Source organism: Mesorhizobium sp. M7A.F.Ca.MR.148.00.0.0 (genome assembly GCF_003997735.1).
Lineage (GTDB): Bacteria > Pseudomonadota > Alphaproteobacteria > Rhizobiales > Rhizobiaceae > Mesorhizobium.
In genome coordinates this window covers 1-20,300 of sequence record NZ_RZTB01000104.1, presented here as the reverse complement: position 1 = coordinate 20,300, position 20,300 = coordinate 1, and the positions used below count along the sequence as shown (strand labels likewise).

Sequence of the window (20,300 nt, the reverse complement as noted above, 5' to 3'; positions counted from 1 at the left end):
CGGCGACGACCAGCACCAGCGCTTCGCCGAGCGTGATCAGCACGTCATGCATCGAGGCCGAGACGAAGCGGGTGGTGTCGTAGTGCATCGCATAGGAGACGCCCTTCGGGAAACGGCCCGAAAGCTCCTGCATCTTGTCCTTGACGCGCTGCTGAAGATCGAGCGCGTTGGATCCAGGCATCTGATAGACGGCAAGCACCACGGTCGGGTCCTTGCCGAAGAAGGCCGACGACGAATATTGCAGTGCGCCGAGCTCGATGCGGGCGACGTCGCGCAGCCTGACCAGCGAGCCGGTGTCGGTGTTGGCGCGCACGACGATGTCGCCGAATTCCTTTGGATCGCTCAACCGGCCGACGGCGTTGACCTGCATCTCGAAGGCGGTGCCGGCGGGTGCCGGCGATTGGCCGATCTTGCCGGCCGCCACCTGGACATTCTGCTCGGCGATGGCGTTCTGCACATCGACCGCGGTGATGCCGAGATTGGCGAGCTTGTCGGGATCGAGCCAGACGCGCATCGAATAGCGCCGCTCGCCGAAGATCTGCACATCGCCGACGCCGGGCAGGCGCTTCAGCGGATCGACCACCTGCAGATAGGCAAGGTTGCTCAGCGCCACCGGATCGACCGAACTGTCGGGCGAAGTCAGGTTGACGATGAGGACGAAGTTCGGGTTCTGCTTCTTGATCGTCACGCCGCCCTGGTTGACGATCGCCGGCAGCGACGAGGCGGCCTGCGAGACGCGGTTCTGCACGTCGACGGCGGCGGTGCTCAGCGAATAGCCGACATCGAAGGTGATGGTGATGGTCGAGGAGCCGTCATTGGAGCTCGTCGACGACATGTAGGTCATCCCCTGCACGCCGTTGATCTGCTGCTCCAGCGGCGTTGTCACCGTATCGGCCACCACTTGCGCGCTGGCGCCTGGATAGTGGGCGCTGACCACAACCTGCGGCGGCGTGATGTCGGGAAACTGCGAGACGGGCAGCAGGAAATAACAAATCGACCCGGCGAGCACCATGATGATGGCGATCGCCGAGGCGAAGATCGGACGGTGGATGAAAAAGTTTACCACGAGACGCAAGCCTCCCCGGCTGCTCTTGCCCGCCCGAAGGCGCTGGCGACGCTGGACAGTCTTTGACCGCGCTTGTCACCGAGGTCGTCCCGCGAATGCAGCAACGGCACCTCGTTGCGCTGCGCATCGGCAAGCGAGCGCAGCATCGTCTCGAAGGCGCGCGGGTCGACGCCATCGGCTCTCATGACCAGCCGGATCATCGGATCCCGGACGGCCTCATCTATGGTAAGATCGCGGCGCTGTGGCATTGGCCGGCTCCTTGTCTGTCGATTCGCAGCACGTGCTCGCGAACCGTTTTCATCTTTTCACCGGCCGAGGCCGCATGATTGGCAGTTTCTTGTCCCTCTCGTCGGCAGGGCCAGTTCACGGCCTTGTTATTGACGGTGGACGATATAGGTGTTACCAGTAAGTAACATTCTGGAAGTTACAGACCGGTAACACCCTAGTCAAGAGGTGGCCGAGGGTTTTTTGGAAACGAAAGGAGATCATGATGACAGACGGCATCGTGGAGCGCTCTCGTCCCCGGGATCGGATCCTGGAGACGGCACGCGACATGTTCCACAAGCATGGCATCAAGGGTGTCGGCGTCGACGCCATCACCGAAGCTGCCGGCACGAACAAGATGACGCTCTATCGTCACTTCGAATCCAAGGACGAACTGATCGTCGAATGCCTGCGCGCCAATGCGGCCAAGGCGGGCGCTATGTGGGATGCGTTCGAGGCCGAATTCCCTGGTGACAAGCTGGCCCAGCTGCATGCCTGGGTTCGCAAGGCGGCTGCCATGCTCAATGCGGACGGGCGCGGCTGCGACATGGCCAACGCCGCCGCTGAGCTGACCGAGCCGGACCATCCGGCCAGGTTGGTGATCAAGGAGCTCAAGGAAGCCCAGCGCGCGCGCCTTGTGACGCTGTGTCGGGATGCGGGCATCGGCCAGGCTGAACTGCTCGCCGATACGCTGTCGCTTCTGCTCGAGGGCGCGCGGGTTAGCGTGCAGACCGTGGGGTCGGAAGGTCCGAGCACGCAGTTCGTGCGCATGGCTGAAGGATTGATCGTTTCTTTCAGGGGCGCCGCCGCCGGTTGAGGTGACCTGTCGCCTGTCCATGTGCGCCATTCATCGCGTGATGACTGGGCGCGCTTTGGTGTCGCTGTGCCGCCATCCCTGTCGGCCAAACGAAAAAAGCCCGCTGCCGGGAGGAGGTGGCAGCGGGCTCGATTTTCGAATGTGGCGCGGGAGGAGGTGCACCCCATTCAGCGTCGGCATCGCATCTGGGAGGAGTAGATGGCCGACAACCAGAACCTACGAGTTGCCCAACGATTCGGCAACAAAGAAACTTGCATAGCTGCTGTGCAGATTTGCGGCAGCTACCCCGACTTGTCGTACAAATAGCGGAGATCTGTGCAAAACATCGGGATAGAAAACTTCTGCCGATGCCGCCCTGCTGCTCAAGCTCCGGCTTCCATGACCTGCAAAATTCTCGCGGCCGCCATTTTCGCCTCACCCCGCTCGGACTTGATCACAGGCGCGTTTGATACAACCCCCTCCAGCGTTGCCAGTGCACGCTCCGCGGCCCGCCGGGCCGACACGGTGTTCGCCAGCAATTCGAGGAGACCAAGGCCCGGCGACAATGTCTGCGGCTGCCACCGCGCGCCGGCCTTATATTGGCTCATGACGACAAGGCCGACAGGCAGTGGTTCCTCGCCCACGTGTCCTTCCAGGTCCTCCACTGCTACATTATGTTGGCGTGCCGTCGGACTGGCGCGCATCGATAGCGGCTTGGCGAACGGATGGACACGGCCGGTTTCGTCAAGGACCGCAAACTCGTCCGAATAATAACTGGCCCCGGCCTTGACGAGTGCTGCGACCAGGCTGGATTTGCCGCTTTGCGTCTTGCCGGGAATGAGGATTGCACGGCCTTTCCAACCAACGACGCCGGCATGGACGAAGATGCGCGTCGGCGCGAATTCGGCGACCGACAGCTGGCTCCATGATTCAAACGCATCGAGCACGTCGTCCATCCTGTGCGAGCGGGCAGCCTGCGAATGGTCGAGATAGAGCATATTGAAAGCACGAATCCGCGATCCGGGCTTGGTGCCCCCCAGGATCATTGAAAAATACCGTTCGACGACATCGGCATCGAACGGCTCGGCGTCGCGCGGCAGCCGGGATCGTAACATTGGCAGCAAGGCCGGATCGCTGACGCGCACGCCGAGAGCGACGCCGTAGCTGGTAAAGGCAAAGCCGTCGACCCACGTCAATTTGTTGAGATTGTCCCAGCACGGCGTCAGTGCCTGGCTTGCGAGCCGTGGCAAGGTCGAGACATCAGACATGAACGCTAAACCTTGTCATCTTCCACCAATGTAGCTGCCGGACCGGCAAAGGTTCGCGCAACGCGTCCCCAAGCTGACGCAGTGAAACTCGCCAGTTGATAGGGCAGACGTGTCGACGCGTCGAACGGGCCGTCGCGATCGGCGGTCGCCCGGATCGCGTTCGGCCAGCGCTGAACAAGCTCACCTGGAAAAAGCCTCGGATCGGCGATCGCGTCGCCGAGCGGCCGCACCGCCTGTCGCGCGGCGAATGGCGCCCGCCATTCGTTGAGCACGGTCTTCGCGATCCAGCGCGGCATATCGGCGATGCGGGATGAGGTCGGGACGTGCTCAATACGGGCGCCAAGCAGATCGCCTGCAAGCTGCAAGATGCAGGCGATCCACCGCCTTACATGCGGCTCCTCGCCAAGGCACAGATCCCAGTTGAAATCGCCGGTCGCGCTCTCCAGCATCGCCGCTATGTCGGTGAGCCACAACGGCCGCCAGCCGCCGTGGCGCAGAAAATGCAGAATGGCCAGGCGCAGATGGTCCTCCAGCGCCGGCACACGCACCGTGCCACCCGAAAGCCTGACGGGGATCGATCGCCCGTAAACGGCCGCAAGCGAAGGACAGCGATACTTCTTGAGGTCCGCATGCAGGTCGACCGTTGCAGCGAGACCTGACGACATCTCGACCTGAAAATTGTTGGGCAGGTGCACGAGGCCTTGATTGTCGTGGCGCAAGGTGCCGGAAATGTGCTTGCCGAGCAGCGCGGCGGCTTCTGCATGACGGCCGGGCGGCGCGCAAAGATCAAGATCGCCGAACGGCCGCAAATGGGGTGCGGTGTAATATCGGGCGATGGCCCAGCCCTTGAAGACCAGGGGTTCGAGCCCCGCGGCAGAAAATTCTGTGGCCAGCGCGTCGAGCGATTCGCCCTTGACCGATGCCTGGATGGCGAAATGGTGATGGGCATTGCGCAATTCGGACGCGCCTTCGGCTGCTTTCAACGCCGCATCGCGCGACATGCTGCGCCACACGAAACCCGCTGTGCCCGACCCGATCAGCAACGGCGCCAATCGCGACAACTGTTCGGCTGCAATGGCCGGCGGGGGCGGTTCCTCGCGCCATGTGCCAGCAAGAACCGTTGCCAGCAAAGCGCCGTCATGGAGGCGAGGGCTGGAGTTCTTCTGCGAAACGATCATCGAAGCCGGTTCTTGGAGGGGCGCCCGCTTGCCTTTCCATGCAATGCAGGTTCTATTAGTATTACTTTATACAGGGGGAACATCCATGCAACTGCCAAAGAGCCGTACGCAGGATATCGTCGTTCGCAAGCTGACGGACGAAACGCTTGTTTATGATCGCAAAACTCTTCAGGCGAGCTGTCTGAATTCTTTGGCCGCCGAGGTCTAGGAACGTTGCGACGGAGAGACTTCGGTTGTGGCCATCGCGGCGTCGATTTCATCCGGTCGCGACGAACCTGTCGAGGAGAGTGCGGTCTGGGCCGTACTGGAGCGACTGAGCGGCTCCAACCTCCTGGAGCATCCCATTGCCGCCCCGACCTTTGTTGATGGCAGAACAAGCCGAAGGGGAGCCTTGAGGGCGATCGGTCTCGGCACGGCCGCTGCGATTCCTGCGGTGACGACTATTATGCTGCCGTCAATGGCAGAAGCAGCCTCCTGCGTTCCAAGCGGCGGACCCTGCGATCTGAACAACCCTGGCGCCTGCTGTTCACTGACCTGCGTCAATCATCAGGACGGCCCCACCTGCCAATAGCGGAAGAGGCGCAGCGGGCATTTGCCCTTGTCACTGCACCGGCACGTTCTCCTTGAAAATCAGCCGCGGTTCGATGAACTTCTTGGTCAGATAGGGCGCTGCCGACGCGATCGAGCCGAGCAGGCGGATGACCGACTGCTCCGCGATCAGCCGTGCATTCTGGTCGATGACGACATCGAGCAGGTCGTCGACGAGATGACCGCGCGTGTCCTTGGTCAGATCGTGGCAGATGAACACCGGCTTGCGGTTCGGCCTGGCCTCCCGGATCGCCTTTGCAACGCCCGAATGTCCAGCTCCGACGCAATAGATGCCAAGCAGTTCCGGCTCGTCGTGCAGCGCCTTCATGGTCTCGGTGTAGCTGGCATCGGGCTCGTCGTTGACCTCGACGGCGCTGCTGACGGTCAGATTTGGAAACTCCTCACTGAGCACCGAGCGGAAACCCATCTCGCGTTCCTCGTGGCCGCGATAGGAACGTGAGCCGACGACCATCGCCAGATGACCGGTGCGGCCGCCAAGGAAGCGTCCCATCAGCAGCGCCGCCGTTCGTCCCGCCACCCGGTTGTCGATGCCGACATAGGCCGCGCGCGGTGCCGCAGGAACATCGGACACCAGCGTCACCAGGCGCATGCCGGCATCGACGATGTCGCGCAGGATGTTGCGCGTACGCGGATGATCGACGGCGATCACGCCGACGCCATTGGCCCTGAGCGACAGGTTTTCGACAGCGCTCTGCAGCGCGTTCGGCGAGATACCGGCGAGGTTGTGGATCCGGCACGAGGCGACAAGCGGCAGGCGCGCGGCGTAGTCCTCGATATGCCCGGCGAGATCGCGCATGAAGGCATTGCTGCCGATCGGCAGCAGGAATTCAAGGTGGGCGGGCCGCGAGGGTAGCGTTACCTGGTCGGCGACCGGCAGATAGCCGAGCTGCTTGGCCGCCTCCATGACGCGCTGGCGGTTGGCCGCACTCGCACCCGGCCGGTTGTTGAGCACCCGGTCGACCGTTGCGGTCGATAGCCCGCAGCTACGAGCGATATCGGAGACAGTGGCTTTCATGCCGTAACCCACAGCCCGCAGTTGCGTGCGGTATCCGAAACTGTGGCTTTCATGCTGCAATCCTGTTCGCCATGCGATGGCGCGTCAGACAAGCGATGCGATCTGAGGTGACGGGTGATTGACGCCCATCACCATTCTCAGTGCGATGGCTTGCCATCGGCGATGGCATCGCGGATCTCCTTGTCCGACATGCCGGTGATGATCCGTTCGACCTCCGCCACGCTGGTCTTCTTGGGGTCTATGTCGTCAGCAACCACCTTGCCGCGGCGCATGACGACGATGCGGTCGACCACCTGGAAGACATGGTGGATGTTGTGGGCGATGAAAATGCAGGAATGGCCGGAATCGCGGGCGCTGCGCACGAAGCTCAGCACACCCTGTGTTTCGGCGACGCCGAGATTGTTGGTAGGCTCGTCGAGAATGATCAGGTCGCTGTCGAAATGCATGGCGCGCGCGATCGCCACCGCCTGGCGCTCGCCGCCTGACAGCGAGCCGATCGGCGTCGTCGGCGGGATGTTCTTGGAGATGCCGACCTGCTTGAGCAGGTCGCGAGCGACCGTGTTCATCGCATCCTGGTCCATCCGGTTGAGGAAGCGCGGCGGCTTGATCGGCTCCCGCCCGAGGAACAGATTGCGGGCGATCGACAGTTGCGTCACCAGCGCCGAGTCCTGGTAGATCGTCTCGATGCCGTGGGCGATGGCGTCGCTGGTGCTGCGCAGGCTCACCTTCTTGCCGCGGATGAAGATATCGCCGCTGGTCAGCGGAACGGCACCCGAGAGCACCTTGATCAGCGTCGACTTGCCGGCGCCATTGTCGCCGAGCAAGCCGACGATCTCCCGTTCATTGACATGGAAATTGGCATCCTCCAGCGCCTGCACGCGGCCATAGGACTTGCGGATGCTCGTCATGCGGATCAGTGGCTCGGCCATGGTTCAAGTCCCCGCCTGGTGCCGGCGTTCCAGCCATGAATGCAGCGCCATCATGCCGAGGATGATGGCGCCGATGAAGATGTTGTAGGCAAGACCGGGCACGCCGATCAGCACAATGCCGTTGCGCATCACGCGCAGGATCAGGATGCCGAGCACGGTGCCGATGATCGTGCCGCGCCCGCCGGTCAGCGCGGTTCCGCCGATCACCACCATGGCGATGACTTCCAACTCATAGCCAGTGCCGCTGTTGGGGTTGGCGGCGGAAGTGCGCAGCGAGGAGATGACGCCGGCAAGCGAGGCCATGACCGACGACAGAACGAACAGGCCGATCTTGACGCCGCTGACATTGACGCCGCGCGCCCTTGCAGCGCTCGGGTTGCCGCCGGCCGCCTGGATCCAGTTGCCGGTGCGGCTTTGCGTCAGCACATAGCCGAGCCCGATCGCCGCGGCGATGAACCAGAACAGCGACATGTAGATGCGGAACGGCCCGATGAAGAAATCGCCGACCAGCACTTCGGCCAGCCAGCTGACTTCCGCGCTCCAGGTGCGCTGGGGAAAACCATCGGTGACGAAAAGCGCGGTACCGCGCACCACCAGCAGCATGCCGAGCGTCACCAGGAAGGATGGGATCTTGAGCTGCGTCACGAACCAGCCATTGACCAGCCCGATGAAGGCGGCGACCAGCAGCGCGGCGACAAAGCCGACCTCCAGCGAGGTCAGGCCGCTGTTGAACAGGGTCCACATCAAGACCGGCGAGAAGCCGAACAGGGAACCGACCGAGAGGTCGAACTCGCCCGATGTCATCAACAGCGTCATCGCCAGCGCGATCAGGCCGAGTTCGACCGTGAAGGCCAGCGTGTTGGAGATGTTCTGCGGCGACAGGAAGTCGTGGTTGAAACTCCAGAAAACGGCGATCTCGACGACGAGCAGCACGAAAGGGCCGAATTCCGGCCGTGCGATCAGGCGTTGGACGAGCGAATGATTTTCCACAGGCAATCCGCGACATGAGTGGAAGGCTGAGCGTTGCACATCGCGTGCGAAGGGCTCGGCGAAATGGAGAGCCAGTCGCGGCCGTTGGGCGGCCGCGACTGCTAGGATTGGATGTTACTTGCCGGACAGGATGTCGTCGTAGATTTGCGCGGTGTCTTTTTCGTAGAGCGCGCCGGTGATGACGTTGAAGCCCGGAGGAATGCCGCCGGCGGCCATATTGGCCAGCGAAAGCGCGACATAGCTGGTCGCCTGCGGGTCCTGCCACTGGCCGGCATTGACGTAGCCGTTCAGCACTTCCTGGGTGGTGTCGAGCGAGTTGCCCCAGCCGACAACCGGGATTTCGCCCGGCTTGATGCCGACTTGGTCGAACACCCGCTTGATCGAGCCGGTGACGAGATCGCCGAGGCCGATGATCGCCTTGACCTTGGCCTTGTTGGCGGTGAGGTAATCGACCATGCGATTGATCACTTCAGCCTGATCAAGCGTGGCTTCCGTGATTTCATAGGTGATGCCGAGCGGCTCGAAGACGCTCTTGATGCCTTCTTCTTCCTGCACGCCATAGGTGGCGCCGGGGATTTCGACCGGCATCCAGACGAAGTCGCCTTTCTTCACCAGGCCTTTGTCGACCAGATACTGCGCCCAATGCTTGCCGAAGGTGACATTGTCGCCGCCGACATAGGCGTTGAAGTCGGCCTTCGGATCAGGCGTGTTGAAATTGATGATCGGCACTTTCGCCGCACGCGCTTCCTTGACGATCTCGATCAGGCTGCCCGGATCGGGGCTCGTCGTGACGATACCGTCGGCCTTGGCGGAGAGGGCGGCGCGAACCGCTTCCTGCTGCGAGGCGACATCGCCATTGTGGAACGAGGTGTTGACGGTGTTGCCGGTGTCCTTGGCCCATTGCTTGGCGCCGGCCAGGAAATAGGTCCAGACCGGATCGGCCGGACCGCCGTGCGAAATCCAGTAGAACGTCTTGGCCTGTGCCGCTGCTGGTACCACCATCAGCGCCACCAACAGGCCGTATAGAACGAGTCTTAGCCGTGTCAGCATTTGATTTCCTCCCGTTTGTAGATCGTCAGTTCAAAATCCGTCCCTTGTTCCGCGTCTTTTTGCCAGCGCCGGTTGAAGGCGTCAGAGCATCCCCTTTTTCGACGGATGGCAAGCCTCCATCTGCCAAGCCTCCATCTGCAGGTGTAGTGGGCGCCTGACGGGGCGTCATCAGCGGTCCCATCAGATTGCATCAGCTGAGGTGATTTTCCGACTGTCGGATAATTGGCGTGATTGTTTAGGGTCGCGCGAACGCGGCCTGCGCCGACAAGGGTCACGCCGGCGACCATCCTACGCCCACGGGACCAGGTCCGCAGCGCTTGGCAGGGCGTCGACGACACCAGTTGCTAGATCAGATCGGCTCTGGCCAGCTCCCGCATCAGATGGCTGGCGCCATAGGTCCAGTGCGGACAGTCGGGCGAGAGCCGCACCCGGTTGACCAGCGCACCGAATTTCTCCGACGAGATGGTGACGATGTCGCCGACCTTGTGGGTAAATCCCTTGCCCTTCTCGCCGCGATCCTTGGACGGAACGAACATGGTGCCGAGATAGAGCGCCAGCCCGTCCGGATACTGGTGGTGCGGCCCCATGGCCGCGGCGACCAGTTCCTCCGGCGAGCGGCTGATCTCGGCCATCGAGCTTGCGCCCTCCAGCGAGAACCCGTCCTCGCCCTCGACTTTCAGGTGCACGACGGCGCGCTTGACGTCATCGATGGAGAATTTGTCGTCGAACAGGCGGATGAAGGGGCCGAGTGAGGCCGAGGCATTGTTGTCCTTGGCCTTGCCGAGCAGCAGCGCCGAACGCCCTTCGACGTCGCGCAGATTGACGTCGTTGCCGATAGTGGCGCCGACGATCCGGCCGCTGGAGGCGGTGATCATGGCGATCTCGGGTTCCGGATTGTTCCAGGTCGACACCGGGTGCAGCCCGACATCGGCGCCGAAGCCCACCGAGGCCATCGGCTGGCACTTGGTGAAGATCTCGGCATCGGGGCCGATGCCCACTTCCAGATATTGCGACCAGGCGCCGCGCGAAATCAGCTTGGCCTTGATCTCCATCGCTTCGGGCGAACCGGGCTTCAGCTTCGACAGGTCGTGGCCGATCAGTCCTGCGATGTCGGCGCGGATGGCATCGGCTTTTTCAGCCGAACCGCGCGCCTGTTCCTCGATCACCCGTTCCAGCAGGCTGACGACGAAGGTGACGCCCGATGCCTTGACCGCCTGCAGGTCGACCGGGGAGAGCAGGTAGGGTTTTGCTGGATCGCGCCCGGTTTCAAAACTGTTGGCGGCGATGTCATCGAGCGATCCGATCGGTCTGCCTTCGGCCGACAGGACATGCCCAGCCGGGTCAGCCATCTCGCAAAGGTCGCGCATGGTTGGTGCCGCACGCGAGGTGATGTCGAAGACCGTGCCATCGCGCATCGCGACGACCAGCGGGTATGCGGCATCGCTGCTTCTGGCGCGTCCGACAAAAAGGCCCTCTGTGGGCAGGTGGGTCGGGTTCGTCATAGCGCTCTGTCCTCTGAGTGATCGACAATGTGGCGAAGTGATCGTCAATGTGGGTTGGCCGGATCGGCGCGGCACTTTCACCGGATTCCCGTCAAAGGTCTATCCCGTCGCGGGCGATCGGAACTCTGGGTCTCCGATCGTCTTCGGCGGCGGTCCACAGACGAAAGCCAGGGCGCTCTTTCAAAATTGTGAAATTCTGACTAGGATTTTCACCAATCGCAGCGCAGTCAGGTGACCTTTGGCGACAGCATTCTCCGATCCGATCTGGCGCAAGCCACAGACAGCTTCCACGTTTCAATCGCTTCCCAATGGCGAACGTGTCGATCTCGCCATCGTTGGCGGTGGCATCATGGGCTTGTCGACCGCCTTGCATGCCGCCCGGCTTGGCCTGTCGGTGCAGGTGCTGGACGCCGGCGAGATCGGCCAGGGCGCATCGGGCTTGAATGGCGGTCAGGTCATTCCCGGCCTGAAATACGATCCGGAATGGCTGCTGGAGCATTTTGGCCCGGAGCGCGGCGAGGCGCTCGTCAATTTCGCGGCGTCGACCGCCGATGCGGTGTTCGAGCTGATCCGCGACGAGAAGCTGGCGGTGCCGTTCGTCCGCAATGGCTGGATCCAGGCGGCGCACACCGAGGCCGCGCTGAAGGCGGCGGCGAACCGCGACCGGCAATGGCACGCGCGTGGTGCCGACGTCCGGTTGCTCGATGCAGCGGAGATCGCGGCCAAGACCGGTGCGCAGGGCTATCTCGGCGGTTGGCTCGACCGCCGCGCCGGTGTGATCGATCCGCTCGCCTACACGTCGGAACTTGCCCGGGTCGCGACCTCGGCTGGAGTGAGGATAGCCGGGGGCGAAAAGGTCGTGCGGCTCACCAATGCCGCCGGTGTTTGGCGTATTTTGACCGGAAATGGCCTGGAATTGCAGGCAAAGGCGGTCGTTCTGGCGACCAACGCCTATACGGACGGTCTGATCCCCGGTCTCGCCCAGACGATCGTGCCGCTGCATTCTTTCCAGATCGCTACAGCGCCGTTGCCGCCCAACCTGGCGGCCACGATCCTGCCGGAAGGGCAGGCGGTGTCGGACTCCAGGCGCATCCTCGTCTACTACCGCAAGAGCGCCGACGGACGGCTGGTGCTTGGCGGCCGGGGTCGCATGGCGCTGCCGACGAGCGCCGGCGACTGGGCGCATCTCGAGCGGGCGCTGCGGCGGCTCTATCCCGTGCTGTCCGGTGTCGCCATCGAGAAGCGCTGGTTCGGCCGCGTGGCGATGACGCCGGACCATCTGCCGCACATCCATGAGCCGGAGCAGGGCCTGCTGGCCGTGGCCGGCTGCCAGGGTCGTGGTGTCGGCCTGATGACCGCTCTTGGCGAGCGCATCGCCGGCTATCTCCAGAGTGGCGATGTCAGGCAATTGCCCTTCCCGGTCTCGCCGATCCGACCGATCCCGTTTCACGCCTTCCGCCAGGTTGGCGTCGCCGCGACCATCGCCTGGTATCGCCTGCTCGATGCGTTGGAGCGCTGACCAAAGCAATTCCTGTCAATGGGGTTCCGTTTGGGATTCCGCTTGACAGTTTCATGAATATGAAAAACTCTAAGCCAATTTCAAAATTCCGATAGGCAGGTCGATGTCGACCCTAGTTGCAACATCAGCGCCAGAGGCCCGGTCTTCTCAGGGCTTCCGGGTCGCCATGCTGCTGCCGGGCGCGCTGGTCACCTTCCTGCTGATCCTGTTTGCCCTCGGCCTCGTGCTTTTTCTCGCCTTCCGCGGCAATGACGGTTCGCTGCTCGGCGCCGGCTTCACCGTGGCGAATTTTGTCACTGTGGTGTCCGATCCGCTGTACTGGACGGTGACGCTGCGCTCGCTGATCATTGCCGCTCTGGTCACGCTGGCGACCGTCGTCACCGCTTATCCCGTCGCCTACTACCTTGCCTTCCACGCCGGCCGGCGGCGCGGCCTGCTGCTGTTCCTGGTGACGCTGCCATTCTGGACCAGCTATCTCCTGCGCGTCTTCGCCTGGAAGATCGTGCTCGCCTACAATGGCGTTTTGAACTCGGCGCTGATCGAAAGCGGTATCTGGTCCGAGCCGACATTGGCCTTTCTCAACACGCCGGCCGCCGTCGTCGTCACGCTGGCGCACGCCTATGCGCCTTTCGCCATCCTGCCGATCTACGTGGCGCTGGACACCATCCCGAAATCGCTGATCGAGGCCGCTTCCGATCTCGGCGCGCGGCCCTTCACCTCCTTCCGCCGGGTCGTGCTGCCCAATTCGATGCCGGGCGTGCTGGCGGCAGCCCTTGTCGTCTTCGTGCCGACGGTCGGTGACTATGTCACGCCGGCGCTCGTCGGCGGCCCGGCCAGCACCATGATCGGCACGCTGATCCAGGCGCAGTTCGGCAAGGCCAATGACTGGCCGTTTGGCGCCGCACTCTCCGTCGCCGTCATGCTGGTCATCCTGTGCGTGGTGCTGGTCGCGCGTTTCGCCGACCGCAGATTTGGCAGCCGCACATGAGCGCTGCACGCGCGCAGGGAGGCGGCCGCTGGCTCGGCGTCTACGTCGTCGCCTATCTGGTCTTTCTCTATCTGCCGGTGCTGCTGATCCCGCTGTTTTCCTTCAACAACTCGATCCAGGCAGCGTTTCCGCTGCAAGGCTTCACCTTGCAATGGTACGCGACACTGTTCGGCAATTCGGCGCTGACCGGTGCACTCTTGAACAGCCTCGTCATCGGCGCCATTGCCGCCACGGGCGCGACGCTGTGCGGCATCACCGTATCCTACATGGACCTCTATGGCCGCTCGCCGCTGGCCGCCACCATCAGCGCCATCGCAAGGCTGCCGATCCTGATCCCCGGCGTCATTGTCGGCATATCGCTGCTGATCCTCATCAACCTCATTGGTCTGGGGCCATCGCGCATCGCCATCGTTCTCGGCCACATATTGGTCGCGCTGCCGACGACCGTGGTGATCATGCGCAGCCGCTTCGCCGCCATCCCGAAAACCATTCGCGAGGCAGCGCTCGATCTCGGCGCCTCCGACTGGACGACGTTCCGGCGGGTCATGCTGCCGCTTAGCCTGCCGGCCATCATTTCGGCCTTCATGCTGGCCTTCCTGATCTCCTTCGACGAATTCATCGTTGTCTTCTTCCTCGCCGGCACCGAGCCGACGCTGCCGCTCTACATCTGGAGCCAGCTGCGTTTTCCAAAGTCGCTGCCGACGGTGATGGCGCTGGGCACGTCGATCCTGGCGGTGTCCTTCGTCATCGCCGCAGCAGCTGAAATCCTGCGCCATCGCGGCTTGTCCGCCACGGCGCCAAAGCCCGCGGATCCATCACAACCAAAACAAACCAAGAGAGGAGAACTGCAATGGCATTCGACCTGAAATCGATCTCTGCAAAGACTGTTTGCGCTGGATTGACAGCGTTCGCGCTAGCGCTGTCGTCGACCGTCGCTTTCGCCGGCGACAAGCTGCAATATTTCACCTGGTCGGGCTATGAACTGCCCGATTTCAACAAGAGCTTCCTCGCCGCGCATCCCGATGGCGTCGAGGCCTCCATCTTCGGTGACGACGATGACGCCTTCACCAAGGTCAAGGCCGGCTTCCGCCCCGACATCGCGCATCCCTGTTATGACAAGGTGGCGCGCTGGAACAAGGAAGGCCTGCTGCAGCCGATCGACACCAAGCGCATCAAGAACTGGGATTCGATTTTCCCGGTCTTCAAGAACCTGCCCGACCTGCAGGCCGGCGACGGCAAGGTCTGGATGGTGCCATGGGACTGGGGCAACACCTCGATCCTCTACCGCACAGATCTGGTGAAGAACCCGGAAGCGAGCTGGAACCTTTTGTGGGACAAGCAGTATGCCGGCCGCATGGCGACGATCGACGCCGTGCACGACACGCCGGTCGTTGCGGCGTTGCTCGCCGGCGTCAATCCGTTCGACATGACGCCGGAGCAAATGGACAAGGTGGCCGAGAAGTTGCGCGAGCAGCGCCCGCTGGTCTCCAACTACACCACCGACATGACCTCGGTGGAACAGGCGCTGGCCAGCGGCCAATTGGTCGCCGCTATGACCTGGAACGCCTCGGCCACCTCGCTGAAGAAGCAGGGCGTGCCGGTCGAGTTCATGAAGCCGAAGGAGGGCATGCTGACCTGGGCCTGCGGCTTCGTCATGCTCAAGGACGCCAAGAATGTCGATCTTGCCTATGACTTCATCAACAGCCGGCTGGATGCCGACTCCGGCAAATACCTGATCCAGGCCTATGGTTACGGCAGCTCGCTGAGCTCCGCCTTCGCCACCGTGCCGAAGGCGGAATTGGAAAAATTGCAGCTGCCATCCGATCCCGAGGTGTTGCTGAAGACCACCATCTTCACCGGGCCGATGAAACAGAATGACGACCTCGCCAAGATGTTCGAAAAGGTCAAGGCAGGCGGGTGAGTTGAGGCCTGCCTTCTCCCCTTGTGGGAGAAGGTGGATCGGCGCGCAGCGCCGAGACGGATGAGGGGTGCGTGGCGGATCGCCGTCGTCGCCAAGCTGGAGCACCCCTCATCAGTCGCCTGCGGCGACACCTTCTCCCACAAGGGGAGAAGGGGGAGCTTTTCGACGCTTCGCCGCGCTCCGATTGATAGACTGCAAACGAGGACGAATTGATGGACATGCTGGACGAACCGGCTGAGAAGCCGAAGGACGATGCCGATGTGCGGGTCGGCCGGCGCGTGCGGGCGCTGCGGCTGGAGCGCAATCTGTCGCTGGCCGATCTTGCGGCAAAAGCCGGTGTGTCGATCGGTGCTTTGAGCCAGATCGAGCGCGGTATGTCCTCACTGCGCGTCAAGGTGATCTGGCCGCTCGCCGCCGCTCTCGACATCGAGCCGTCGGCGCTGATCGCCGACGGCAACGATGCCGTCAGCGATCTCTATTGTGTGCGTGCCGACAAGCGGCGGCAGATCCCGGTGAAATCGGAAGGCATTGCCAAGGCGCTGCTGTCGCCCCCGGGCGCGACGCTGACCGGCATGCTGGTGACGGTGGAAGCCGGCGGCGGCACGGACGAGGCCTATGCCCATGCCGGCCATGAATTCGGCTTCGTGCTGGCCGGCGAGGTCGAACTGGTGGTGGATTCGACAAATTACGTGCTGAAGGCCGGCGACAGTTTTGCGTTCAAGAGCACGCTTTTACATGCCTTCCGCAATCCCGGCGCCGAGCGTTGCCAGATCCTCTGGGTCAACACCACGAAGCCGTCCGAGGTTCGCGATGGCGCCTGATCCACTTGTGCGGATGCAGGCGGTCTCGAAGATTTTTCCTGGCGGCATCGTCGGGCTCGACGCCGTCGATCTCGACATTATCAGCGGCGAGTTTGTCACGCTGCTCGGGCCGTCGGGTTGCGGCAAGACCACCAGCCTGCGCGTCATCGCCGGTTTCGAAAGCCCGTCGAGCGGCAAGGTGTTGCTCGATGGTCGCGATATCACGGCCCTTCGGCCCTTCGACCGGCCGGTCAACACCGTGTTCCAGGATTATGCGCTGTTCCCGCACATGAATGTCGCCGAAAATGTCGGCTTCGGTCTGTCACTGCGCAAACTGTCTGGAGCCGAACAGGCAAAGCGCACCGGCGAAGCCCTCGACATGGTCGGTCTCGCCGACAAGCTTGGCGCCCGCGTCTCCGAACTGTCGGGCGGCCAGCGCCAGCGTGTCGCGCTGGCGCGTGCCATCGTCTGCGAACCACGCGTGCTCCTGCTCGACGAGCCGCTGTCGGCGCTCGATGCGCATCTGCGCGAGCAGATGCAGGTTGAACTGAAGCGGCTGCAGTCGCGGCTCGGCACCACCTTCGTCATGGTCACCCACGACCAGACCGAAGCGCTGTCGATCTCCGACCGCATCGTCGTCATGAACAAGGGCCGCATCGAGCAGATCGCGCCGCCGGCCACCCTTTACGACCGGCCCGCCACGAAGTTTGTGGCGAGCTTCATCGGCACCATGAATCTCCTGCAATCACGGTTTGTCGGCCGCGATGGCGGTCGCTTGCGTTTCACCGCTGGCACCTTGCCGCTGGAGGCCATCGCTGAAACGGGCCAGTCACCCGGGCAAGGCGAGATGCGCACCATTGGCGTGCGCCCGGAGGATCTGCTGGCGGCCACCGAAGCTGCGCCCGGCACCGCACCGGCGCGCGTCAACAGCATCGTCTTTCACGGCCGCACGCTGCGCCTGCATGCCGAACTCGGGCAGGGCGCCCCTGTTGTCATCGACGCACCGCGCCAGGCCGAGGGTTTTCAATTCAGCGTCGGCGACGTGGCGCATATCAGCCTGCGGCGTGGTGCCAATTGCCCGGTGCTACCAAGCTAGTTTCAGCTACGTTAAAACCGAAGCATCCGTTCGCGCCGCTCCGTGGCCACAAGCACTACGCCGATTGGGCGACCAACTTCGAGGTCAAGGGCCATCATCGGCTACGGGCCGTCGTCGGCCGAATGATCTGCCTATGTGGACCTGTCAGCCGGTTGTGAACAAAAGACCATGGAACTAAGTAGGAATTGACTCTACGGGGAATATATTCCTAGTTTGGCCAATGCCGGAATTGAGCAGCCGACCGCGCCGAAATGTACAGACGCTATGCCTTGCGCACGAAGTCGGGCAACTCATTCGTGTTCGATGCCGGCACTGCAATATCACTCGGCACTATCTGCCCGGTGACCTTGCAAAGCTAGTCGGTGACATTCCCTTTTGGGACGTCGAACGGCATATGCGGTGCGAGCGCTGCAAGCTTCGCGAGCTTGATGCCAATATAGTTTTGCCGAGCGCCGCCGAGCGTTTGAAAATTCGTGTCAGACGTCTTGTCGAAATCCGTATGGTGCGCCGGGTAATCTGGCGAGACGACGACTGAGGAGAGCCGATTCCGGGCTAGAACAGAGACCCTTGGGCCGGCGCCTGTGGTGGAAACTTGATCTGTGTGGCTGGCTTCTCAACTATAACCAACGCATCGTCCGGCGCTGTCCTCTGCAAATGCCGTGCTTCTGACCATGGTGATGTCAGCCAAGCTTCGGTCTCTTCCGGAGTGGTCAGGATTACTGGCATAGCCTTCTCATGGATCGGCGCTATGAGGGCGTTAGGCTTGGTTGTCATGAAGGCGTACAACTCGAAGTCGCCAGGACCATCCTTGACCTTTCGCACGCCCTGCCAACGAGTCCAGAACCCAGCGAAGAAGAACAGCGGTAGGCTCTCGTCACGCGCAAACCAGTAGTTGCGTTGGATGCCAGTTTCGGGGTCTTTGTCGTTCGGGGTAGGGCTAGGTTCGGCAAAGCTGGTTACCGGCACGACGCATCTATGCTCGACGCCGACATACTGCTGCCAATGCGAATATTGCGGATTGCGCACGTTAGTGGTGCCGTAGTCCGCCTTGCCTTTCATGCGATCTGGCGGCGTCGGCAAACCCCAAAGCAGTTTCGCCAACTCACGCTCCCCGTCCGCCGTGTTGCGAACGACTAGGCCGGGCTGGTTGGGATAGACGTCAAGCGAAGGCTCAAGGTTGCCGCTGATATCGCGCATTGTGCGTGTCCATTGGCGGACCGCCTCTTGCGTCGTGGTAATATTGTAGAGGTTGCACATTCACCTAGAATTGCGGAATTGGCTTGTGTCCGCAACCTGATGTGCGGGAGCGCGGTCCGCGCGATATCATCATCCTGACATGGCTTGTCAGCTACGACGCGGCCCGACGATGGCAGGGCAGCAAGCTGTTCCCTACTTGCAGTGCGTCTGAACAGGAGGAACACGAATGACCATCGCGGAAATTGCCAAGGATTTCACCGAGCTGCTCAAGCAGGGCGATAACGAAGCTGCTGCCGAGAAGTACAATGCCGATGATATCGTCAGCCTCGAAGCCATGGCGGGGCCGATGGCCATCGCCAATGGCAAGGAGGCTCTCAAGCAGAAGGGCCAGTGGTGGCAGGAGAACAATGAAGTGCATGGCGGCTCGGTCGAGGGCCCCTATGTCAACGGAGACCAGTTCGCGGTGCGCTTCAAGTTCGACATCACGCCCAAGGCTACCGGCGAGCGAGTCACCATGGATGAAGTTGGCCTCTACACGGTCAAAAACGGCAAGATCACCGAAGAGCGCTTCTATTATTGAGGCTGAGAAATACCATCGGCTTGCGGGAACTCGATCTCGTCGCTGGAAGTTGAAAAATAAGCATGGCGGCCGGGACGATGTCCCAGGCCGCCATGTGAGAGGCTCAAATGGTCTTGACGTACTGCGCAAGCTGGTCGGCCACCGTGCCCCAGCCGTTGAAGAAACCCATCTCTTCATGGTTGTTGCGGGTCGCCTCGTCGCGATGGATGGCGGTGGCGGTGTAGCGGGTTCCCTTGCCGTCCGGCTGAAGGGAAATGACCGCGGTGATGAAGGGTTCGCCTGATGGCCGATAGCCCGGCAGCAGCGCGTCCGTCCAAACCAGCCGCTCGTTCGGCACGATTTCGAGATAGCAGCATTGGCGGTCGTTGACCTCCTTGCCGTCTGGCGACTGCATGCGCGTCCGGAACAGCCCGCCCGGCCTGAGGTCGATCTCGCAGTCGGTGATCATCCAGGGCTTCGGCGTGAACCACTGCTTGACATGGTCCGGCGCCGTCCAGGCGCGCCACAGCAATTCGCGCGGCGCATCGATGACGCGCTCCAGCACGAGGTCCAGTCTGGGATCCGGCTTGAGAGGATAGCTCATTTTTCTGTCTCCTTGAGGGTCATCACATAGGCGTCGAACTGGTCGAGGCGGCGCTCCCAAAGCGTGCGCTGTTCGGCCAGCCAGTTTTCGGCAAGCTTCAGCGGCTGGGGCGCCAGTTGATAGGTCCTGACCCGGCCGGTCTTTCGCGAGCGCACCAGCCCGCAACCTTCGAGGATTTTGAGATGTTCGATGAAGGAGGGCAGGGCCATGTCGAACGGTTGGGCAAGCTCGCTGACCGAGGCAGGGCTGCGGTTCAGCCGCTCCACAACGCGTCGTCGCGTCGGGTCTGACAACGCGCGAAAGATGCCATCGATTGGCGGAGGGCTGGGAGTTGCGGTCTGAAGGCTTGTCATTAATTGGTCCTGAGGCGCTGTCAAAACACTTAGGAAAATTCCTTAGTGTTGGCAAGGCCAAAACCGAAGGCCTGCCGGGGCAGCGCTGGCAAAGCGCGCTGAGCGTCCTTAATCTGCGGTCAGATTCGAAATCGGAAGGGCCACTGTTTTGATGATCACTATCTACGGCATCACCACCTGCGACACGGTCAGGAAGGCGCGCCTCTGGCTGGAAGGCCATGACGTGGCCTACAGGTTTCACGATTTCAGGGCAGAGGGACTGGACGCGAAGCGTATGGATGGCTGGGCGGGCAAGGTCGGCTGGGAAAAGCTGCTCAACAGGGGTAGCACCACGTTTCGCGAGCTGCCGGACAACGACAAGCAGAGCCTCGACGAAAAGAAGGCCAAGGCGCTGATGCTGGCCAAGCCGACCGTGATCAAGCGACCGGTGCTGGAGGTTGGGGATCGGATTCTGGTGGGGTTCAAGGCTGATGTTTATGAGGCGGTGGTGAAGTAGGGCAGCGCATACACCTCACTTCGTCATCCTATGGCGAAGCAAGGAGCGGAGCGACGCAGCGCAGACCATAGGATCCATGCCGTGATCTATCCGTGTTGCA

22 protein-coding genes are annotated in these 20,300 nt (G+C 62.3%); 10 read left to right on the top strand and 12 right to left on the bottom strand.

Annotated features, from left to right (window positions below):
- Together EOB49_RS26710 and EOB49_RS26705 are read right to left on the bottom strand one after the other, a co-directional pair.
- A partial coding sequence (locus EOB49_RS26710; RefSeq protein WP_206526147.1) for an efflux RND transporter permease subunit occupies window positions 1–1,066 on the bottom strand: 1,066 nt, incomplete at its 3' end.
- Complete coding sequence (locus tag EOB49_RS26705) at window positions 1,060–1,314, bottom strand: hypothetical protein (protein WP_127270242.1); 255 nt, start codon at window positions 1,312–1,314, stop codon at window positions 1,060–1,062. The genes EOB49_RS26710 and EOB49_RS26705, both read right to left, overlap by 7 nt.
- Before the next feature lie 242 nt (window positions 1,315–1,556).
- Between EOB49_RS26705 and EOB49_RS26700 the strand changes: the two genes are divergently transcribed.
- A complete protein-coding gene (locus EOB49_RS26700; RefSeq protein ID WP_127382744.1) occupies window positions 1,557–2,147 on the top strand; it encodes a TetR/AcrR family transcriptional regulator in 591 nt (196 codons plus the stop codon).
- Window positions 2,148–2,509: 362 nt separating this feature from the next.
- Here EOB49_RS26700 and EOB49_RS26690 read toward each other — a convergent pair whose 3' ends face one another.
- Window positions 2,510–3,271: a hypothetical protein gene (locus EOB49_RS26690; RefSeq protein WP_127382743.1), complete on the bottom strand. Its 762-nt coding sequence runs from the start codon at window positions 3,269–3,271 to the stop codon at window positions 2,510–2,512.
- Between the two features lie 128 nt (window positions 3,272–3,399).
- A complete protein-coding gene (locus tag EOB49_RS26685; RefSeq protein WP_245472848.1) occupies window positions 3,400–4,407 on the bottom strand; it encodes a nucleotidyltransferase family protein in 1,008 nt (335 codons plus the stop codon).
- Here EOB49_RS26685 and EOB49_RS38010 point away from each other — a divergent pair.
- On the top strand, window positions 4,394–4,780 hold the full coding sequence (locus EOB49_RS38010) for a hypothetical protein (RefSeq protein ID WP_245472849.1): 387 nt from the start codon (window positions 4,394–4,396) through the stop codon (window positions 4,778–4,780). The genes EOB49_RS26685 and EOB49_RS38010 overlap by 14 nt on opposite strands.
- Window positions 4,781–5,173: 393 nt before the next feature.
- On the opposite strand, the gene EOB49_RS26675 is transcribed toward EOB49_RS38010, so the two are convergent.
- The 5 genes from EOB49_RS26675 to EOB49_RS26655 form a co-directional block, all read right to left on the bottom strand.
- The gene (locus tag EOB49_RS26675) at window positions 5,174–6,196 is read right to left on the bottom strand and encodes a LacI family DNA-binding transcriptional regulator (RefSeq protein ID WP_127320319.1); all 1,023 of its coding nucleotides are present in this window, start codon (window positions 6,194–6,196) and stop codon (window positions 5,174–5,176) included.
- A gap of 137 nt (window positions 6,197–6,333) precedes the next feature.
- Entirely contained in the window at window positions 6,334–7,125 is a 792-nt protein-coding gene (locus EOB49_RS26670; protein ID WP_127269326.1) for an ATP-binding cassette domain-containing protein, read from the bottom strand.
- A 3-nt stretch (window positions 7,126–7,128) separates the two neighbouring features.
- A complete protein-coding gene (locus EOB49_RS26665) occupies window positions 7,129–8,115 on the bottom strand; it encodes an ABC transporter permease (protein ID WP_127382740.1) in 987 nt (328 codons plus the stop codon).
- A 114-nt stretch (window positions 8,116–8,229) separates the two neighbouring features.
- A complete protein-coding gene (locus tag EOB49_RS26660) occupies window positions 8,230–9,165 on the bottom strand; it encodes a substrate-binding domain-containing protein (protein ID WP_013532868.1) in 936 nt (311 codons plus the stop codon).
- Between the two features lie 344 nt (window positions 9,166–9,509).
- Complete coding sequence (locus tag EOB49_RS26655; RefSeq protein WP_127382739.1) at window positions 9,510–10,667, bottom strand: fumarylacetoacetate hydrolase family protein; 1,158 nt, start codon at window positions 10,665–10,667, stop codon at window positions 9,510–9,512.
- 238 nt (window positions 10,668–10,905) lie between these two features.
- Between EOB49_RS26655 and EOB49_RS26650 the strand changes: the two genes are divergently transcribed.
- The 6 genes from EOB49_RS26650 (at window position 10,906) to EOB49_RS26625 (ending at window position 16,991) form a co-directional block, all read left to right on the top strand.
- Window positions 10,906–12,186, top strand: a complete 1,281-nt coding sequence (locus EOB49_RS26650; protein WP_127382738.1) for an FAD-dependent oxidoreductase — start codon at window positions 10,906–10,908, stop codon at window positions 12,184–12,186.
- A 103-nt stretch (window positions 12,187–12,289) separates the two neighbouring features.
- Window positions 12,290–13,174, top strand: coding sequence for an ABC transporter permease (locus tag EOB49_RS26645; protein ID WP_127382737.1), 885 nt, complete (start codon window positions 12,290–12,292; stop codon window positions 13,172–13,174).
- On the top strand, window positions 13,171–14,040 hold the full coding sequence (locus tag EOB49_RS26640) for an ABC transporter permease (protein WP_127382736.1): 870 nt from the start codon (window positions 13,171–13,173) through the stop codon (window positions 14,038–14,040). The genes EOB49_RS26645 and EOB49_RS26640 overlap by 4 nt, the downstream gene beginning before the upstream one ends.
- Complete coding sequence (locus tag EOB49_RS26635) at window positions 14,025–15,095, top strand: ABC transporter substrate-binding protein (RefSeq protein WP_127382735.1); 1,071 nt, start codon at window positions 14,025–14,027, stop codon at window positions 15,093–15,095. The genes EOB49_RS26640 and EOB49_RS26635 overlap by 16 nt, the downstream gene beginning before the upstream one ends.
- Before the next feature lie 212 nt (window positions 15,096–15,307).
- The gene (locus EOB49_RS26630; RefSeq protein ID WP_127382734.1) at window positions 15,308–15,916 is read left to right on the top strand and encodes a cupin domain-containing protein; all 609 of its coding nucleotides are present in this window, start codon (window positions 15,308–15,310) and stop codon (window positions 15,914–15,916) included.
- Window positions 15,906–16,991: an ABC transporter ATP-binding protein gene (locus EOB49_RS26625; protein WP_127382733.1), complete on the top strand. Its 1,086-nt coding sequence runs from the start codon at window positions 15,906–15,908 to the stop codon at window positions 16,989–16,991. Before EOB49_RS26630 ends, EOB49_RS26625 begins: the two co-directional genes overlap by 11 nt.
- A gap of 552 nt (window positions 16,992–17,543) precedes the next feature.
- Here the strand turns inward: EOB49_RS26625 and EOB49_RS26615 are convergent.
- Entirely contained in the window at window positions 17,544–18,248 is a 705-nt protein-coding gene (locus EOB49_RS26615; protein WP_127328454.1) for an SOS response-associated peptidase, read from the bottom strand.
- A 166-nt stretch (window positions 18,249–18,414) separates the two neighbouring features.
- On the opposite strand from EOB49_RS26615, the gene EOB49_RS26610 reads away from it, so the two are divergent.
- Window positions 18,415–18,768, top strand: a complete 354-nt coding sequence (locus EOB49_RS26610; RefSeq protein ID WP_027036015.1) for a nuclear transport factor 2 family protein — start codon at window positions 18,415–18,417, stop codon at window positions 18,766–18,768.
- Window positions 18,769–18,871: 103 nt separating this feature from the next.
- On the opposite strand, the gene EOB49_RS26605 is transcribed toward EOB49_RS26610, so the two are convergent.
- Both EOB49_RS26605 and EOB49_RS26600 read right to left on the bottom strand, forming a co-directional pair.
- The gene (locus EOB49_RS26605; protein WP_127382732.1) at window positions 18,872–19,351 is read right to left on the bottom strand and encodes an SRPBCC family protein; all 480 of its coding nucleotides are present in this window, start codon (window positions 19,349–19,351) and stop codon (window positions 18,872–18,874) included.
- Window positions 19,348–19,704 (bottom strand): metalloregulator ArsR/SmtB family transcription factor, encoded by a 357-nt coding sequence (locus EOB49_RS26600; RefSeq protein WP_127382731.1) that lies wholly within the window; start codon window positions 19,702–19,704, stop codon window positions 19,348–19,350. The genes EOB49_RS26605 and EOB49_RS26600 overlap by 4 nt, the downstream gene beginning before the upstream one ends.
- A gap of 148 nt (window positions 19,705–19,852) precedes the next feature.
- On the opposite strand from EOB49_RS26600, the gene EOB49_RS26595 reads away from it, so the two are divergent.
- Window positions 19,853–20,200 (top strand): ArsC family reductase, encoded by a 348-nt coding sequence (locus EOB49_RS26595; RefSeq protein WP_127382730.1) that lies wholly within the window; start codon window positions 19,853–19,855, stop codon window positions 20,198–20,200.
- Window positions 20,201–20,300: the final 100 nt, after the last annotated feature.

Excerpts from the sequence above, each read along its gene's own strand:
- EOB49_RS26660 (WP_013532868.1), bottom strand. The coding sequence starts at position 9,165 with ATGCTGACACGGCTAAGACTCGTTCTATACGGCCTGTTGGTGGCGCTG.
- EOB49_RS26600 (WP_127382731.1), bottom strand. The coding sequence starts at position 19,704 with ATGACAAGCCTTCAGACCGCAACTCCCAGCCCTCCGCCAATCGATGGC.
- EOB49_RS26645 (WP_127382737.1), top strand. The coding sequence starts at position 12,290 with ATGTCGACCCTAGTTGCAACATCAGCGCCAGAGGCCCGGTCTTCTCAG.
- EOB49_RS26605 (WP_127382732.1), bottom strand. The coding sequence starts at position 19,351 with ATGAGCTATCCTCTCAAGCCGGATCCCAGACTGGACCTCGTGCTGGAG.
- EOB49_RS26635 (WP_127382735.1), top strand. The coding sequence starts at position 14,025 with ATGGCATTCGACCTGAAATCGATCTCTGCAAAGACTGTTTGCGCTGGA.
- EOB49_RS26655 (WP_127382739.1), bottom strand. The coding sequence starts at position 10,667 with ATGACGAACCCGACCCACCTGCCCACAGAGGGCCTTTTTGTCGGACGC.
- EOB49_RS26705 (WP_127270242.1), bottom strand. The coding sequence starts at position 1,314 with ATGCCACAGCGCCGCGATCTTACCATAGATGAGGCCGTCCGGGATCCG.
- EOB49_RS38010 (WP_245472849.1), top strand. The coding sequence starts at position 4,394 with ATGCTGCGCCACACGAAACCCGCTGTGCCCGACCCGATCAGCAACGGC.
- EOB49_RS26700 (WP_127382744.1), top strand. The coding sequence starts at position 1,557 with ATGACAGACGGCATCGTGGAGCGCTCTCGTCCCCGGGATCGGATCCTG.
- EOB49_RS26640 (WP_127382736.1), top strand. The coding sequence starts at position 13,171 with ATGAGCGCTGCACGCGCGCAGGGAGGCGGCCGCTGGCTCGGCGTCTAC.
- EOB49_RS26675 (WP_127320319.1), bottom strand. The coding sequence starts at position 6,196 with ATGAAAGCCACTGTCTCCGATATCGCTCGTAGCTGCGGGCTATCGACC.
- EOB49_RS26615 (WP_127328454.1), bottom strand. The coding sequence starts at position 18,248 with ATGTGCAACCTCTACAATATTACCACGACGCAAGAGGCGGTCCGCCAA.
- EOB49_RS26625 (WP_127382733.1), top strand. The coding sequence starts at position 15,906 with ATGGCGCCTGATCCACTTGTGCGGATGCAGGCGGTCTCGAAGATTTTT.
- EOB49_RS26670 (WP_127269326.1), bottom strand. The coding sequence starts at position 7,125 with ATGGCCGAGCCACTGATCCGCATGACGAGCATCCGCAAGTCCTATGGC.
- EOB49_RS26610 (WP_027036015.1), top strand. The coding sequence starts at position 18,415 with ATGACCATCGCGGAAATTGCCAAGGATTTCACCGAGCTGCTCAAGCAG.
- EOB49_RS26630 (WP_127382734.1), top strand. The coding sequence starts at position 15,308 with ATGGACATGCTGGACGAACCGGCTGAGAAGCCGAAGGACGATGCCGAT.